This window comes from Bifidobacterium italicum, from assembly GCF_002286915.1.
GTDB lineage: Bacteria > Actinomycetota > Actinomycetes > Actinomycetales > Bifidobacteriaceae > Bifidobacterium > Bifidobacterium italicum.
This window is the reverse complement of the sequence record NZ_MVOG01000027.1, coordinates 56,231-70,802: the sequence shown is the minus strand read 5'-3', so window position 1 is coordinate 70,802 and position 14,572 is coordinate 56,231. Positions and strand designations below refer to the sequence as shown.

Annotated in this window: 19 protein-coding genes; 15 read left to right on the top strand and 4 right to left on the bottom strand. The window is 66.4% G+C overall.

Going from position 1 to position 14,572, the window contains the following annotated elements; translation table 11 throughout:
- Window position 1: 1 nt before the first annotated feature.
- The 3 genes from B1400_RS06815 to B1400_RS06810 all read right to left on the bottom strand — a co-directional run bounded on the left by B1400_RS06815 (window position 2) and on the right by B1400_RS06810 (window position 1,586).
- Window positions 2-592, bottom strand: a complete 591-nt coding sequence (locus B1400_RS06815; RefSeq protein WP_095613661.1) for a uracil-DNA glycosylase family protein — start codon at window positions 590-592, stop codon at window positions 2-4.
- 311 nt (window positions 593-903) lie between these two features.
- Entirely contained in the window at window positions 904-1,044 is a 141-nt protein-coding gene (locus B1400_RS09800) for a hypothetical protein (protein ID WP_162288190.1), read from the bottom strand.
- 227 nt (window positions 1,045-1,271) lie between these two features.
- Window positions 1,272-1,586, bottom strand: coding sequence for a hypothetical protein (locus tag B1400_RS06810; RefSeq protein WP_095613660.1), 315 nt, complete (start codon window positions 1,584-1,586; stop codon window positions 1,272-1,274).
- Window positions 1,587-1,824: 238 nt separating this feature from the next.
- Between B1400_RS06810 and B1400_RS06805 the strand changes: the two genes are divergently transcribed.
- From B1400_RS06805 to B1400_RS06735, 15 genes are all read left to right on the top strand, one after another.
- Window positions 1,825-3,909 carry a bifunctional indole-3-glycerol phosphate synthase/tryptophan synthase subunit beta gene (locus B1400_RS06805; RefSeq protein ID WP_095613659.1) on the top strand — a complete coding sequence of 695 codons (2,085 nt, stop codon included), beginning with the start codon at window positions 1,825-1,827 and terminating at the stop codon, window positions 3,907-3,909.
- A gap of 43 nt (window positions 3,910-3,952) precedes the next feature.
- Window positions 3,953-4,822: a tryptophan synthase subunit alpha gene (gene trpA, locus B1400_RS06800; protein WP_407641079.1), complete on the top strand. Its 870-nt coding sequence runs from the start codon at window positions 3,953-3,955 to the stop codon at window positions 4,820-4,822.
- Between the two features lie 109 nt (window positions 4,823-4,931).
- Entirely contained in the window at window positions 4,932-5,894 is a 963-nt protein-coding gene (gene lgt, locus B1400_RS06795; protein WP_095613657.1) for a prolipoprotein diacylglyceryl transferase, read from the top strand.
- Window positions 5,895-5,951: 57 nt separating this feature from the next.
- A complete protein-coding gene (gene rpe, locus B1400_RS06790; protein WP_095613656.1) occupies window positions 5,952-6,617 on the top strand; it encodes a ribulose-phosphate 3-epimerase in 666 nt (221 codons plus the stop codon).
- A 119-nt stretch (window positions 6,618-6,736) separates the two neighbouring features.
- Window positions 6,737-7,000, top strand: coding sequence for a phosphoribosyl-ATP diphosphatase (locus B1400_RS06785; RefSeq protein ID WP_095613655.1), 264 nt, complete (start codon window positions 6,737-6,739; stop codon window positions 6,998-7,000).
- 56 nt (window positions 7,001-7,056) lie between these two features.
- On the top strand, window positions 7,057-7,908 hold the full coding sequence (gene hisG / locus B1400_RS06780; RefSeq protein WP_095613654.1) for an ATP phosphoribosyltransferase: 852 nt from the start codon (window positions 7,057-7,059) through the stop codon (window positions 7,906-7,908).
- A gap of 12 nt (window positions 7,909-7,920) precedes the next feature.
- The gene (locus B1400_RS06775; RefSeq protein WP_095613653.1) at window positions 7,921-8,550 is read left to right on the top strand and encodes a CDP-alcohol phosphatidyltransferase family protein; all 630 of its coding nucleotides are present in this window, start codon (window positions 7,921-7,923) and stop codon (window positions 8,548-8,550) included.
- A 7-nt stretch (window positions 8,551-8,557) separates the two neighbouring features.
- Window positions 8,558-9,529, top strand: coding sequence for a DUF881 domain-containing protein (locus B1400_RS06770; RefSeq protein WP_235607371.1), 972 nt, complete (start codon window positions 8,558-8,560; stop codon window positions 9,527-9,529).
- A gap of 2 nt (window positions 9,530-9,531) precedes the next feature.
- The gene (locus B1400_RS06765) at window positions 9,532-9,864 is read left to right on the top strand and encodes a small basic family protein (RefSeq protein WP_095613652.1); all 333 of its coding nucleotides are present in this window, start codon (window positions 9,532-9,534) and stop codon (window positions 9,862-9,864) included.
- Between the two features lie 147 nt (window positions 9,865-10,011).
- Window positions 10,012-10,842: a DUF881 domain-containing protein gene (locus B1400_RS06760; RefSeq protein ID WP_407641078.1), complete on the top strand. Its 831-nt coding sequence runs from the start codon at window positions 10,012-10,014 to the stop codon at window positions 10,840-10,842.
- A 6-nt stretch (window positions 10,843-10,848) separates the two neighbouring features.
- Window positions 10,849-11,289 (top strand): FHA domain-containing protein, encoded by a 441-nt coding sequence (locus B1400_RS06755; protein WP_095613650.1) that lies wholly within the window; start codon window positions 10,849-10,851, stop codon window positions 11,287-11,289.
- A gap of 19 nt (window positions 11,290-11,308) precedes the next feature.
- Window positions 11,309-12,073 (top strand): MerR family transcriptional regulator, encoded by a 765-nt coding sequence (locus B1400_RS06750; RefSeq protein WP_095613649.1) that lies wholly within the window; start codon window positions 11,309-11,311, stop codon window positions 12,071-12,073.
- 32 nt (window positions 12,074-12,105) lie between these two features.
- Complete coding sequence (locus B1400_RS06745) at window positions 12,106-12,534, top strand: hypothetical protein (protein WP_133064637.1); 429 nt, start codon at window positions 12,106-12,108, stop codon at window positions 12,532-12,534.
- A 76-nt stretch (window positions 12,535-12,610) separates the two neighbouring features.
- Window positions 12,611-12,970 carry a fluoride efflux transporter CrcB gene (gene crcB / locus B1400_RS06740; protein ID WP_095613647.1) on the top strand — a complete coding sequence of 120 codons (360 nt, stop codon included), beginning with the start codon at window positions 12,611-12,613 and terminating at the stop codon, window positions 12,968-12,970.
- Between the two features lie 9 nt (window positions 12,971-12,979).
- Window positions 12,980-13,366, top strand: coding sequence for a fluoride efflux transporter FluC (locus B1400_RS06735; protein ID WP_095613646.1), 387 nt, complete (start codon window positions 12,980-12,982; stop codon window positions 13,364-13,366).
- A gap of 481 nt (window positions 13,367-13,847) precedes the next feature.
- On the opposite strand, the gene B1400_RS06730 is transcribed toward B1400_RS06735, so the two are convergent.
- Complete coding sequence (locus tag B1400_RS06730) at window positions 13,848-14,570, bottom strand: HAD hydrolase-like protein (RefSeq protein WP_095613645.1); 723 nt, start codon at window positions 14,568-14,570, stop codon at window positions 13,848-13,850.
- Between the last annotated feature and the right edge of the window lie 2 nt (window positions 14,571-14,572).

The following is a 14,572-nucleotide window of genomic DNA, read 5'->3' as shown; positions in this document are numbered from 1 at the left end:
CTCAGTCGCCGAGCAGCGCGTGCACATGCTCGCGCAGCGCCGGGACCACCGTCTCGTCGAACCATGGGTGTTCGGTGCGCCATATGTCGGTGCGGCCGGAGGGATGCACGATAGGGAAGTACTGCGGCAGATACCGCTCGAAGTCCTTGACGGTGTCCTCGAGCCGCGCCTTCGAATCCTGACCGAGATAGTAGCGTACCGCGTAGGACCCGGCGAGGATCGTCAGCCGCACGTTCGGCAGCAGCTTCATGATCTCGGGATGGAAGGTCGGAGCCACCCATTCGCGCGGCTCCTCCATGCCCTTGTCGCCCGGCGTATCCCCGAGATAGTAGAAATCCATCGGCACAAGCGCGAACTTGCCTGAATCATAGAAGGTCTTCCTGTCCACGCCGAGCCATGCGCGCAGCGTGTCGCCGCTGCGGTCGTCCCAGCACAGGCCGTGCGTCTGGGCGTCGAGGCTCGGCGACTGGCCGACGATCGTGATGACGGCGCTCGACGGCGCCGAGAAGACCGGCTTCTCGCCGCGTGCGGTGAACTCGGCGTCGCGCGGGTCGTCGATGATCTGCTTGGTGATGGATGCGATGGTTGCCATATGCGCTCCTTGATTGTCCTTCCTACCGGCTTAGCATGCGCCGCTTGGACGGGCTCGGATGAACGGCGTTTTTGAGCCGAGGGCGTCAACGCCGACGCCGCGGCGCCCGGATGGGCCGTTACGCACGCCATGTCCGTCGGGGCGTCCGGGCGTGCATGACCGGACGGCGCGACGCAAACCGGTCGTGGCGGCGGACGCGTGCAGTCCGCCCTGGGGACAAGAGAGCATGCGAGGAGGGCGGGACGCCCGGTCGCTCGACCGTCCACGTCCCGCCCTCCTCGCATGTCCGCCGGCGCCATACCGGCGTGGAATCACTCGGACTTGTCCTCGTGGTCCTTCTTGAGCTCGTCGAGCTTGGCCTCGGCCTTGCCCTTGAGTTCGCCGGCCTTCATCTTGACCTCGTCCGCCTTGACTTCGGCCTTGCCCTTGAGCTCGCCGATCTTTTCAGCCATATCAGTCATGATTGGCTCCTTTCGTGTTGGGCGCCTTGTGCGGCGCTTCCTCCATTACAGCAGGGACGGGCGTGCGCCATGGCGCGTTCCTCGCTCGGGGCAATGCAGCGTTCTCCCAGTTTCATCCGCTAGGCCGCGCCCGGGACCGGCGTCCGCCGGATATGCGAAGGCGGGGCGTAGTCGTGCACGACCACGCCCCGCCTTCCGCGGACGGACCGGAATGCGAATCAGTCGTCGAGATCGAGCTGACGGCCGAAGCGTTCGTTGAGTTCGACCTGATCCTCGGTGGCCTTGGCCTCCTTGGCGGCGGCCTTGCCCTCGGCCTTGTCCTTCTTGTCATCGGCCTTGTCGGTGATCTTCTCGAGCTTGGCCTGCGGGTCGTCGGCGGCCTTGACGATCTTCTCGTCCTCCTTGGCGATCACCTTGGCGGCGTGCTCCTCGGCGCGCTCGGCGCGCTTCTCGTCACGGTTCGCCTCATGCTCCTCGTGACGCTCCTCCATGTGGTCCTTGAATTCCTCGAAATGTTCCTTGATGTCTGCCATGACCGGCTCCTTTCACCATACGGTATGGGTTGCGTCCCATTAGACCACCGTCGATGCCGGCACGGGCGGCTTTTCCACTCTCAAGTGAAACTTGTCCGATGCGCATGCCCGCGTGTTAGGCGTGTCGCGGCCCGGCGACCACCATTCAGACGCCGACATGCGCTCGTCATCCGTCTTCCGTTAGAGTGTGCCATGGCGGGAAGGCCCCGCCTTCGCCATCGCATCCCCAAGGAGGAGCATGTCGGTTTTGGATGAACTGGTAGCGGGCGCGCTCGAGGATCAGCGCGACCGTGCACGTGTCACGTCGCTGGACGAGCTCAAGGCCATGGCGGCCTCGGCTCCGGCCCCGATGGACGCGAAGCGATGGCTCAGGCGCGACGACGGGGTGCCGGTGATCGCCGAGATCAAGCGCGCATCCCCGTCCAAGGGGCGTCTGGCGGACATCGACGATCCGGCGTCGCTCGCCCGCGCATACGAGCGCGGCGGGGCGGCCGCGATCTCGGTGCTCACCGAAGGCCGGCGCTTCCTCGGGGCGCTCGACGATCTGGACGCCGTGCGCGCCGCGGTCGGCGTGCCGGTGCTGCGCAAGGACTTCATCACGACCGACTACCAGATCTGGGAGGCGCGCGCACACGGGGCGGACATCGTCCTGCTCATCGTCGCCGCGCTCGACGACGACGCGCTCGGCCGCCTGCTCGCCCTCACCCATGAGCTCGGCATGACGGCGCTCGTCGAGACGCACACCCGCGAGGAGATCGAGCGGGCGGTCGCGGCGGGCGCCCATGTCATCGGCATCAACGCGCGCGACCTCAAGAACCTGCGAGTCGACGTCGGCAGATATGCGGCGCTTGCCGACGGACTGCCGGACGACGTCATCAAGGTGGCGGAATCAGGGGTCTTCGGTGAAACGGAGGTCGAGGACTACGCACGCGCCGGCGCGGACGCCGTGCTTGTCGGCGAAGGCGTGGCCACGGCCGAAGACCATGAGCTGGCGGTGGAACGTCTGGTGAACGCGGGGATCAAGGTGAAGGCCTCGCAGGCGCAGCCACTCGGCACCCACCACGGTCCGTATTACGGCCGCTTCGGGGGACGCTACGTCCCGGAGGCGCTCGTCACCGCGCTCGACGAACTCGAACGGGTGTACGAGGACGCCAAGCGCGACCCGGAGTTCCACAAGGAGCTCGCGCGCCTCAACAAGCAGTACGTGGGACGACCGTCGCCGCTCACCGAGGCGCCGCGCTTCGCCGAGCGCCTGCGCGAGCGCACCGGGCTCGACGCGCGCGTCTTCCTCAAGCGCGAGGACCTCAACCACACCGGCGCGCACAAGATCAACAACGCGATCGGCCAGGCGCTGCTCGTCAAGCGCATGGGCAAGACGCGCGTCATCGCCGAGACCGGCGCCGGCCAGCACGGCGTCGCGACGGCCACGGTATGCGCGATGCTCGGTCTCAAGTGCCGCATCTACATGGGACAGATCGACGCGCGCCGCCAGGCGCTCAACGTCGCGCGCATGCGCATGCTCGGCGCCGAGGTCGTCGAGGTCACGCTCGGCGACCGCATCCTCAAGGACGCGATCAACGAGGCGCTGCGCGACTGGGTGACCAACGTGAAGGACACGCACTACCTGCTGGGCACCGTCGCCGGACCGCATCCGTTCCCGGAGATGGTGCGCGACTTCCAGAAGGTCATCGGCGAGGAGGCGAAGGAGCAGCTGCGTGACTGGTACGGCATCGACCACCCGGATGCGATCTGCGCGTGCGTCGGCGGCGGATCGAACGCGATCGGCATCATGAACGCCTTCCTCGACGATCCGCGCGTCAACCTCTACGGATACGAGGCCGGCGGCGACGGCCCCGAATCGGGACGCCACGCGATCCGCTTCGCGCCGGGCACGGGCGAGCTCGGCATGTTCCAGGGGGCGAAGAGCTATCTGCTCGAGAACGACGAGGGGCAGACGCTCGACACCTATTCGATCTCGGCGGGCCTCGACTACGCGTCCGTCGGTCCCGAGCACGCGTGGCTCAAGGAGATCGGCCGCGTCAACTATTCGTGGGCGACCGACGGCGAGGCGATGAGCGCGTTCAGGGACCTGTGCGAGACCGAGGGCATCATCCCGGCGATCGAATCCTCCCACGCCGTCGCCGGCGCCTACAAGGCGGCGGCGGACCTCAAGGCGAAGGGCTATGAGCATCCGGTCATGATCGTCAACATCTCCGGCCGTGGCGACAAGGACATGAACACCGCGGGCAAATGGTTCGGCTATCTGACCGATGAGCAGAGCAAGGCACTGGAAGCGAATGGAGCACAGGGTGACAATGCGTGAGACGATCGAAATCATCGAGAACGGCGACGGCTTCGTCGCCGATGTGACCGAGACGGCGGCGACCGGGCCGGTCCAGCCGCTGGGAATCTCGCACCGGCCGAGCCCGTGCCGCCGGTTGTTCGCCGAATACAAGGCGCAGGACATGCCCGCGTTCATCGGATACCTGCCCTTCGGCTTCCCCGACACGGACCTGTCGCTCGAGGCGTTGCGCACGATGGTCGACAACGGCACCGACATCGTCGAAATCGGGCTGCCGTACTCCGATCCGGTCATGGACGGCCCCGTCATCCAGGCGGCCAGCCAGATCGCGCTGCGCAACGGCGAGCGGATAGCCGGCGTGTTCAGGGCCGTCGAGACGGTCGCGAACGCCGGCGGCGTGCCGCTCATCATGAGCTACTGGAACCTCATCTTCCACTACGGCGTCGAGCGTTTCGCGACCGACTTCGCGAACGCCGGCGGAGCGGGCCTGATCACCCCGGACCTGATCCCGGACGAGGCCGGAGAGTGGATCGAGGCCTCCGACCGCCACGGGCTCGACCGCATCTTCCTCGTCTCCCCGGATTCGACCGACGCGCGCCTGCGCGTCGTCGCCAGGAACACGCGCGGATTCGTCTACGCGGCCGCCCGTATGGGCGTGACCGGCGAACGCTCGACACTCGACGACTCCTCGCGCGAGCTCGTCGAGCGCACGCGCGCCGCCGGCGCCGAGAACGTCTGCGTCGGCATCGGCGTCTCGACGCCCGCGCAGGGCGCCTCCGTCGGACGGTACGCGGACGGCGTCATCGTCGGATCGGCGCTCGTGCACACGCTGCTCGACGAGCACGGAGACGTGCGAGACCCCGTCCAGGGCATCAGCGCGCTGGCGAATACGACGGCCGCGTTGGCCGAGGCGATCCACGGCTGCAGGCGATGAGCCGCTGACCGATTCCCCGTGCGGCGCGCGTCCCGGGGCCCCTGTGGGCCCGGGACGCGCGCCGCCGTCATAAGGGGAGCGGACGCACCTGTTGCTACCATCGGAAACCATGAACCTTGCCTACATCCCCTCGCCGACGGTCTCGCAGTTCCACATCGGCTCGCTGACGATCCACATCTACGCACTGACGATGCTGCTCGGCATCGTCGCCGCCGTGTGGATCACGAGCGCGCGCTGGAAACGCTACGGCGGCACCTTCGACCAAATCCTCGACACGACGCTTGTGGCGGTGCCCTGCGGCATCGTCGGCGCGCGCCTCTACCACGTCATCACGACGCCGGAGCGCTTCTTCGGGCCGAATGGCGACTGGGTGGAGATCTTCCGCGTCTGGAACGGCGGACTCGGCATCTGGGGCGCGATCGCGCTCGGCGCGCTCGGCGCCTGGGTCTGGGTGCGCCACCGGCATTATCCGATGGCGCTGCTCGCCGACGCGATCGCGCCCGCGCTGCTCGTCGCGCAGGCCGTCGGACGTCTCGGCAACTGGTTCAACCAGGAGCTCTACGGCAGGCCGACGACGCTGCCATGGGGTCTGAGGCTCAACACCGAGGGATCCGCGATCGGCAACGCCGAACAGTGCTACGACGGCGCGACATGCCCCACCGGCACGCTGTTCCATCCGACCTTCCTGTATGAGATGATCTGGAACCTCATTGGTGCGGCGCTCATCGTCTGGGTCGGGCGCAAAGCCGTGCGCACGCTCAAGGCGGGCTCGCTGTTCGCGCTCTACGTCGTGTGGTACACGGCAGGACGCACCTGGATCGAGATGCTGCGCATCGATTTCTCCCATGAGTTCCTCGGCCTGCGCGTCAACGTCTGGGTCTCGATCGTCGTCTTCATCCTCGGCGTCATCGCCTTCATCGTCATCCAACGGGTGGGCAAGCCCACGCCGTTGCTCGCCGAGAAGCTGCGCACCGTCACGGAACTCGAGGAACGCCCGCGTGACGAGCGTTCAGACGCGCATGACGGGCGCGCGGAGCGCGGCGCATCGCGCTCCGGCCCGCACGACGCCTGAGCCGCCGGGCCCCGACGGCCTGCGCGTTCGTCGCTTGCCTTACTTAGAATGGCAGACATGGATATCAAAATCGCACCCAGCATCCTTTCCGCGGACTTCTGCAATCTCGAGCGCGACCTCGATCGCATCGCGAACGCCGACCTCGTCCACGTCGACGTCATGGACCATCACTTCGTCCCCAACCTCACGATCGGCGAACCCGTCGTCAAGCGCATCTGCGAGGTCACGGAGCTGCCGGTCGACGTCCATCTGATGATCGACGACCCGGATCGTTGGGCTCCGGGCTACGCCGAGCGCGGTGCGCATTCCGTCACCTTCCACATGGGCGCGACCCACGCCCCGGTGCGTCTGGCGCGCCAGCTGCACGACATGGGCTGCGAGGCGTGGTTCGCGGTGCGCCCCGCCGAGCCTGTCGAGCCGATCTTCGACATCCTCGAGGAGTTCGACACGATCCTCATCATGACCGTCGAACCCGGATTCGGCGGCCAGAAGTTCCTCGCCAACCAGATGGGCAAGGTGCGTCGCCTGCGCGACGAGATCACGCGCCGAGGGCTGGCGACGAACATCCAGGTCGACGGCGGCGTCGGCATCAAGACCGCGCCGATCGTGGCTGAGGCCGGCGCGAACATCCTCGTCGCAGGATCGGCCGTCTACGGCGCCGAAGACCCGGCGAAGGCGATCGACGAGATCCGCGACGCCGCGCGCGCCGCCTACCGCGACTGAGCGCCCCCGGCGCATCCCACATCCGATATCACCGGCCGCGCATCCACCGCGGCCGGATCCACGACCATGACCATGCGCGCCCATCGGGGCGCGCACCCAGACTGACAGGAACCACCATCATGAAGACGTTCGAATCGCTGTTCGAGGAACTGAGTGCGAAGGCCGCCGCGAAGACGCCGGGCTCGCTGACCGTGCAGGAGCTCGAGAAAGGCACGCATTTCATCGGCAAGAAGATCGTCGAGGAGGCCGGCGAGACCTGGATCGCCGCCGAATACGAGGGCGCCGAGCGCACCGCCGAGGAGATGAGCCAGCTCATCTACCATCTGCAGGTCATGATGATCGACCGCGGCCTGACGCTCGACGACATTTACAAGAACCTGTGACCGGCACCGCGCACGCGGCAGGGCGCCCGTGCGCATGATTATCTTTGGAGGAGCCCATGCTACGCATCGCCGTACCGAACAAGGGAATGCTGTCCGAACCCGCCTGGAACATGCTCGAGGAAGCCGGATACCGACTCAGGAGCAACCCGCGCCAGCTCGTAGTCGAGGATCCGGACAACGACGTGGAGCTGTTCTATCTGCGTCCGCTGGACATCGCCGTCTACGTCGGTCGCGGCACGATCGACGTCGGCATCACCGGCCATGACCTGCTGCTCAACTCGGGGACCGACGCGCAGGAGGTCATGGACCTCGGCTTCGGCGCGTCCACGTTCCGCTTCGCGGCGCCGCAGGATTCGGACATCCGCGAGCTGGCCGACATCGACGGCAAGCGCGTCGCGACGTCCTTCGACAAACTCGTGCATGACTACCTGACCGCGCACGACATCCAGGCCGAGACGATCCACCTCGACGGCGCCGTCGAATCGTCGGTGCAGCTCGGCGTGGCCGACCTCATCGCCGACGTCGTGTCCACCGGCACGACGCTGCGCAACGCCGGCCTGCGCATCTTCGGCGACCCGATCGTGCATTCCGAGGCCGTGCTCATCCGCTCGCCCCGGCTCGAGCCGGACGATGCGCGCCTCGAGCGCCTCGAGCGGCGCCTGCAGGGCGTGCTGACCGCCAAGCGCTATGTGCTCATGGACTTCGACATCCCGGTCGACCGCATCTCGGCCGCCGTCGACATCACGCCCGGATTCGAAAGCCCGACGATCTCGCCGCTGCACGACAAGCAGTGGTCTGCCGTGCGCGTCATGGTCCCCAAGGCGAAGGTCAACGGACTCATGGACGAACTGTATGCGGTGGGCGCGCGCGGCATCATCGTCACGGCGATCCAGGCCACCCGCATGTGACGGTGGGTGCCCATGGCCGCTGAAGGAAAATACAGCCCCGAGCCGCGCGACGTGATCCTGACGATCCCGAATCTGATCAGCGCGCTGCGCATAATATCGATCCCGGTGATCGCGTGGCTCATCGCGAGGCATGACATGGTATGGGCGCTTGTCCTGCTCGCCGTGTCGTCGGCGTCGGACGGACTGGACGGCCTCATCGCGAGGAGCTTCAACCAGGTGAGCAAACTCGGACAGATCCTTGATCCGATCGCCGACCGGCTGCTCATCATCTGCAGCATCCTGGCGTTGGCGGTTTGCGGCGTCGTCCCTTGGTGGATGCTCGCGCTCGTCGCGCTGCGCGACGTCGTCCTGGGCGTCCTCACGCTCATCCTCGCCCAACACGACTACGGGCCGTTGCCGGTGCACTTCGTCGGCAAGACCGGTACCGCCGTGCTGCTCATCTCGATCATCGGGCTGATGGTGGCCGACATCCGCCGCTCGTTCATTCCGCTCGACATCCTGCACTACGGCGCGATCGCATGCGCGATATGGGGCATCGGCCTCTACTGGCTCGCCGGCGTGATCTATCTGCGTCAGGGCGTCTCGCTCATCCGCGCCGACCGCGCCGCGCGAGCCGAGCGCCGTCGCGCCTCCGACAGGTAGGTGCCCGTTGGCCGATCAGTCCTCGATGCCGCCCGTCCAGCCGATCGCGCCCGGACACGAACCGGTGCGTCGTCGCGCCGTCTTCTCTCGCGGCTGGGCGTCGATCGAGTCGCATCACGCGGCGTCGCCGGACGAGTTGCGCCACCGACCTCGCCATCGGCGCAACGGCGACGATTCGCTCCAGCTCATCGACGACCTCATCAACCGGCCGATGGATCAGCTGTACAGCGATTCGCGCCTCGTCACGAGGCCCGATTCCAGAATCGTCTACTGGGGCACGCGCATCGTCGTGTTCCTCATCTGCATCGTCGTCGGCTTCTTCGGCAGCCAGTTCGTCCGGCTGCTCAACACCGATCCGCGCAAGCAGGTCCGCGAATCGCTCGCCAATCAGCTTGTGGCGAACAACGCGCACGTCGACGCGCTCGACAAGGACATCGCGGACCTGCGCAGGCAGGTGGAGGAGCAATCGAAGTCGGCCACGAAGTCGCCGATCGAGCAGGTCGTCGAGGAGAACGAGGCATCGGCCGGGGCCACGCCGGTCAAGGGCGAGGGCATCGTCATGACGATCGCCGATCCGGTCGCGGCGGCCTCGGATTCGTCGCAGGGGGCGCTACCGCGCGACGGCGCGAACGACCGGCTGCGCGTCGTCACCGACGCCGACCTGCAGCTGCTCGTCTGCCTGCTGTGGCGAGCCGGTGCCGAGGCGATCGCCATCAACGGCAACCGCCTCGGCGTCGAGACGTCAATCCGCACGGCCGGCAACTCGATCCTCGTCGGCACGACGCCCGTCGAGAGCCCGTACCGCATCCAGGCGGTGGGGGACCGCAACGCGCTGGCCGACGCGATGGGCGAGAAGACGCTGCCGACGCTGTACAGTGATTTCCATAAGGCCGGCATGTACCCGCAGGTCGACAAGGTGGGCACGATGCGGCTCGAGGCCGCGAGCGTCGGCAAACTGACCTATGCAAGAAGGAGCTGAAGATGGCAGCCGTGCTTGGACTCATCATCGGGGTGGTCGTGGGATTGTTCGTCCGACCCGACATCCCGGTGTTCCTGCAACCGTACCTGCCGATCATGGTCATCGCCGCGCTCGACGCGCTGCTCGGCGCCGCACGCGCATACTTCGAACGCAGCTTCTCGGACCGCGTGTTCGTCATCTCCTTCCTCTCGAACGTCGTCACGGCGACGCTGCTCGTGCTGCTGGGCAACCAGCTCGGCGTCGGCTCCCAGCTGACGACCGCCGTCATCGTCGTCCTCGGCATCCGCATCTTCTCGAACGTCTCGGCGATCCGCCGCTACATCTTCCAGGGGTGAACGATGGGCGACGAACAGATGGAACGCGATCCGGCCGAAGACGAGCGCGGCATCCGCGGCATCCATGACGACGCGGCGCGTGATGGCGGCTCCGCCGTCAACGACGTGGAGGGGGAGCCCGAGCCGCTGACGGCGGAGCATCCGCGCGTGTCGGGACAGGACGACGGGCAGTCGGACCTGCTCAAGCGCATCCTCTCGCAGCACAGCCGCGACAAGGCCAACGACCGCACGAAGACGGGCGCGTTCCCGGTCGTGCGCAAACGCAAGCCGAAGGCGCTGTCATCGAACGCCAGGTCGCTCAAGGCGCGTTTCGGCACCGGGGTGCTCATCGCCGTGCTGTGCGCGCTGCTCGCCTACGCCTACGTCATCCAGATCAACAACAAAGACACCGCCTACGAGACGCTCACCGAGACCGAGCTGACGCGTCTGATCAGCGAGACGAGCACGCAGGTGGAGCGCCTCGAGCAGCGCAGGAGCGAACTGACGAACCAGCTGAAATCGCTTGAGGAGGCCGCCGACAAGGAGGCGCAGGCCCAACGCATCGCCCAGGAGAACGAGGAGACGAGCGGCATCCTGTCGGGAAGGCTGCCCGCGCAGGGCAAGGGCGTCGTCATCCGCATCTCGCGGCCGCAGAAGGCGCCGATCGACGCGGCCACGATGTTCAACCTCATCGAGGAGCTGCGCAACGGCGGCGCCGAGGTCATCCAGATCGACAACGTGCGCGTCGTCACCTCCACCTACGTCAGCGAGACGAACAGCGGACTCGTCTGCGACGGGCAGACGCTGACGACGCCATACGTCATCAAGGCGATAGGCGATCCGGCCAACCTCGCGAACGCCGTGAACATAGCAGGAGGCGTAGGTTCGAGGCTCACCGTCAAATATGGTGCTAATGTGACGGTAGAGACTTCCGACGACGTCAGGATCACCGCGACGCAGCCGGTCATGAAATACAAGTACGCAACGATTGTAGAATAGGCAGTTATGACAGAACCGATTCCAGGCGCGGGCGAGACGACGATCATCGGTCTCCCGGCCATCCAGATCCCCATCACCACATCGGGAGACCGTCCGCTCACGCAGGAGGACCTCGAGACGATCACGCGGCTTTCCGACAACACCGCACTGCTCATCGCGACGCGCGGCGCGCTGTCCGGATCGCGCTACCTGCTCGACGAGGACGAGGTGACGGTGGGGCGCGACCCGCGTGCCGACATCCTGCTCGACGATTCGACGGTGTCCCGCTCGCATGCCGTGTTCCGCCGCGTCGACGGCAAGTACGAGGTGGTTGACGCAGGCAGCCTCAACGGCACCTACGTCAACCGGCAGCGCGTCGACCGCGCCGTCCTCAAGGACGGCGACGAGATCATGATCGGCAAGTTCCGCCTCGTCTACTTCACGAATTCGGCGATCCGCCAGCACTGACGGACGGCCGCAACGATCCATGACCCGGCAACGAGGCCGCGGCGCGTCCGCGGAGCAGATCGATGGGCCACGCTACGTGGATGTGCCGCTCATCGACGTGGACGACACGATGGTGCAGGGGGAGCTGTTCCCCGACGAGTGCTCCGGCGTCGCGCTCCGCGGCTACCGCGGCACCGTCGCGTCGCAGGTGGCGGGCATCACCTACCGACAGCTCGACTACTGGGCGCGTAAGCGCATCGTCGTCCCCTCGATCGCGCCGTCGAGCGGTTCGGGTACGAGACGCCTGTACTCCTTCGACGACGTCGTCGTCCTCGCCGTCTCGAAGAGGCTGCTCGACATCGGCGTGAACCTGCAGAACGCGACGTCGGCGATCGAGTTCCTCATCGCGCAGCCGCCCGAGCGGTTGCGGCACCTGACGATCCTGTGCGATGGGCAGCACGTCGAGGAATGCTCGGACGGCGAGCAGATCGCGCAGGCGCTCGAGGACGGCGACGCCGTGTTCTGCGTGTCCGTGGGTGCGCTGTGGACGAGGGTCGAAACGGCGCTCGAACACGCCGACTACACGGAGGTGACCGGCGCCGTGCACCGGCGCAACACAAGGCCGATCGACGACATCGCCGCACGCTCGATGCGCGAGCGGCTCGAACGCCGCCGCGCGGAGCATGCGCGCTTCGTCGAACGGTATGCGAACCAGACGCTCGAGGAGGCGCTGCGCCGCAGACCGGACGCCGAGGACGGCGGCCGGGACGACATGACGGACGACGACGAAAGGGGAGCGGCATGAACGCGGTGCCGGCCATCATATGGATCATAGGCGTGGTCAGCGCATTGGCCGTATGTGCTGTCACGATCGTGCGCAGCCACTATCACGACGGAGAGGACCTCAAGGTCCGTCCGGTCAGCTGGGCCGTCATCGGCGCCCATTTCGCCACGCTCGTCCTCGTCGCGCTGCCGTATCCGATCTACCTGCAGCACCGTGACGCGATCGGCGCGCATGCGCGCGCGCTGTATGCACGGCTTGGATGGCCGTCGGCCATCATCGCGGTCAGCGTCATCATGCTCGAGCTGTTCCTGATGTACATGCAGGCGCGTCGTGCGATGCTCGCTCAGGAGGCGCGCGACACGGCCGAGCGGGGGGTCGAGGCCGACCGCGCCGACGCGCATGCGGCCGTCGGCGAGACGGCGAACGCCCATAACGAGGGCGAAGACAAAGACGAGGACGACTGGCCTAGCACGTTGGTGTGAGCGTCCCGTCCCGCACAGGGCATGATCGCGGCGGCGCGACGGCCGATCGGCGAAGAGGAAGGACAGGGAAGTGTGGATGAGGGTTCTGGCCGTCGCGGTCGGCGCGTTCGCCGGCGGCGTGCTGCGTGCATGGACGTCCGCGAAGCTCAACCGCGGTGCGGGCCGCATCCCGGCCGGCACGCTCGTCGTGAACCTCGTCGGATCATTCGTGCTCGGCATGATGATCGGATGGACGGCGCGCGGTTGCGTCGCCCCGCAACTGCAGGCGTTGGTCATGACCGGGCTGTGCGGGGGACTGACGACCTTCTCGACCTTCACGTCGGAGACGGCCGCGTTGTTCGCCGAGCGGCGCTCCGGGCGCGCCTGGCTGTACTGGATCGGCAGCGTGGCGCTCGGACTGTCATGCGCATGGGCCGGCATGCTGCTCACGCGGTAAGGGGAGGCCATGACGACCGGAATCAGGCAGATGCTCGCCGTCGGGATCGGCTGCGCGACGGGTGCCGTCGTCCGTATGCTGCTCGGCGCGTGGCTCGACGGCGCGATGATCGACGCATTGGTGATCTGCCTCGTCAATCTGTTGGGTTGTCTGCTGATGGGCGTGCTCACGTCGTTCATCGAGGCGCGTCAGCCTGATGTCATCTGGGCGAAGGCGATGACGACCGGCTTCTGCGGGGGACTGACGACCTTCTCGACCTTCTGCGGCGACGCGGTGCAGCTGCTCGCGACCTCGCCGCCGCTGTCGCTCGGTATCATGCTCGTTTCGCTCGCCGGCGGCATGGCGCTCTACGTCGCCGGTCGTCATATGATCCGTACACCGAGGGATGAAGGATGAGCGTGAGGCATTCCCGTCGGGCGGTGCACGGGTCGTCGGCGAGAACACGCGTGAACCTCATATGGTTCAACCCGATATAGCTAATCTGACATAACGTACATTATCGGAAATATATATGGAGCTTCCCTCATCATGGTCTGCGCATACCGTTCCGTCTCTGTCCGGCGCCCCGTCGTCACGGCGCGTCACCGCGATCAACGTCATGGCGCCCCGGCGTGCGTCGTTCGGGCGCGCCATGTCATGCAGGCGCGACGACGACGTCCGCTGCGTCGCCTTGTTGTCCGAGGCGCCAATATCGTCCGCATTGTCCGAGTGTCGACGCATCTGAGCGTGCTTATTATTTCCGCAGGCTTCTTTTGCCCATCAGCTTCGTGTGTCGCATGGATTCCATTAATCGATCGCCATCATCGGCATATGAAAAACCGGCGGATTTGTTCGGTAAATAAACAAATCCGCCGGCATGCGTCATGGATCGCTGATGTCAGTCGTTGAAATACTCCTCGACCGCATCGCTCAGTTCATCGACGGTGTCGATGACACGGTAGGCGCCGTGTTCGACGAGTTCGCCGGGCTCCGCGTAACCCCAGCCGCAGCCGAGGCAGTCGATGCCGCACGCCTTTGCGCCGTCCACGTCGGTCCACCGGTCCCCGACCATCAACGCGCGGTCGCCGGCATCGGGATCGTAGCCCATGTTCTCGAAGGCGTATCGGATGACCTGGTCCTTGTCGGTGCGTGAATTGTCCTTGCTCGCCCCGTAGATGGCGTCGACGAGACCGGTCAGCTGGAAATGGTCGCAGATCGGGATGGCCTGGTATTCCGGCTTCGCCGTCGCGATCGCAAGGAAATAGCCGCGTGCGCGCAACGCCTTGAGCTGCTCCGGAATGCCCGGATACACGGTGTTGTAGAGCCGCCCGGGAACTTTGTTGCCCGGTTCGTTCGGATCGTCGAAGACCGCCTCGTCGCCGTAGTAACGCCGGTAGACGCGCACCGCCTCATCGAGCTTCTCGTCCGGTATGCCGTAGCGGGACATCGATTCGAAGATCGCCGGTCCGATGAAACGCTGCAGCTGCTCAGGCGTCGGCTCCGGGACGCCGACGGCCTGATAGGCCTTCTTCACGCAGGCGAGGATGCCTGGATCGGATTTCGTCAGCGTGCCGTCCAGATCGAGCAGCACGGCACGCAGCGGATGATGGATGGTCGTCATCG

Coding starts and splice junctions, on each gene's coding strand:
- B1400_RS06815 (WP_095613661.1), bottom strand. CDS start 592: ATGGCAACCATCGCATCCATCACCAAGCAGATCATCGACGACCCGCGC.
- B1400_RS09800 (WP_162288190.1), bottom strand. CDS start 1,044: ATGGCTGAAAAGATCGGCGAGCTCAAGGGCAAGGCCGAAGTCAAGGCG.
- B1400_RS06810 (WP_095613660.1), bottom strand. CDS start 1,586: ATGGCAGACATCAAGGAACATTTCGAGGAATTCAAGGACCACATGGAG.
- B1400_RS06805 (WP_095613659.1), top strand. CDS start 1,825: ATGTCGGTTTTGGATGAACTGGTAGCGGGCGCGCTCGAGGATCAGCGC.
- lgt (WP_095613657.1), top strand. CDS start 4,932: ATGAACCTTGCCTACATCCCCTCGCCGACGGTCTCGCAGTTCCACATC.
- rpe (WP_095613656.1), top strand. CDS start 5,952: ATGGATATCAAAATCGCACCCAGCATCCTTTCCGCGGACTTCTGCAAT.
- B1400_RS06785 (WP_095613655.1), top strand. CDS start 6,737: ATGAAGACGTTCGAATCGCTGTTCGAGGAACTGAGTGCGAAGGCCGCC.
- hisG (WP_095613654.1), top strand. CDS start 7,057: ATGCTACGCATCGCCGTACCGAACAAGGGAATGCTGTCCGAACCCGCC.
- B1400_RS06775 (WP_095613653.1), top strand. CDS start 7,921: ATGGCCGCTGAAGGAAAATACAGCCCCGAGCCGCGCGACGTGATCCTG.
- B1400_RS06765 (WP_095613652.1), top strand. CDS start 9,532: ATGGCAGCCGTGCTTGGACTCATCATCGGGGTGGTCGTGGGATTGTTC.
- B1400_RS06755 (WP_095613650.1), top strand. CDS start 10,849: ATGACAGAACCGATTCCAGGCGCGGGCGAGACGACGATCATCGGTCTC.
- B1400_RS06750 (WP_095613649.1), top strand. CDS start 11,309: ATGACCCGGCAACGAGGCCGCGGCGCGTCCGCGGAGCAGATCGATGGG.
- crcB (WP_095613647.1), top strand. CDS start 12,611: ATGAGGGTTCTGGCCGTCGCGGTCGGCGCGTTCGCCGGCGGCGTGCTG.
- B1400_RS06735 (WP_095613646.1), top strand. CDS start 12,980: ATGACGACCGGAATCAGGCAGATGCTCGCCGTCGGGATCGGCTGCGCG.
- B1400_RS06730 (WP_095613645.1), bottom strand. CDS start 14,570: ATGACGACCATCCATCATCCGCTGCGTGCCGTGCTGCTCGATCTGGAC.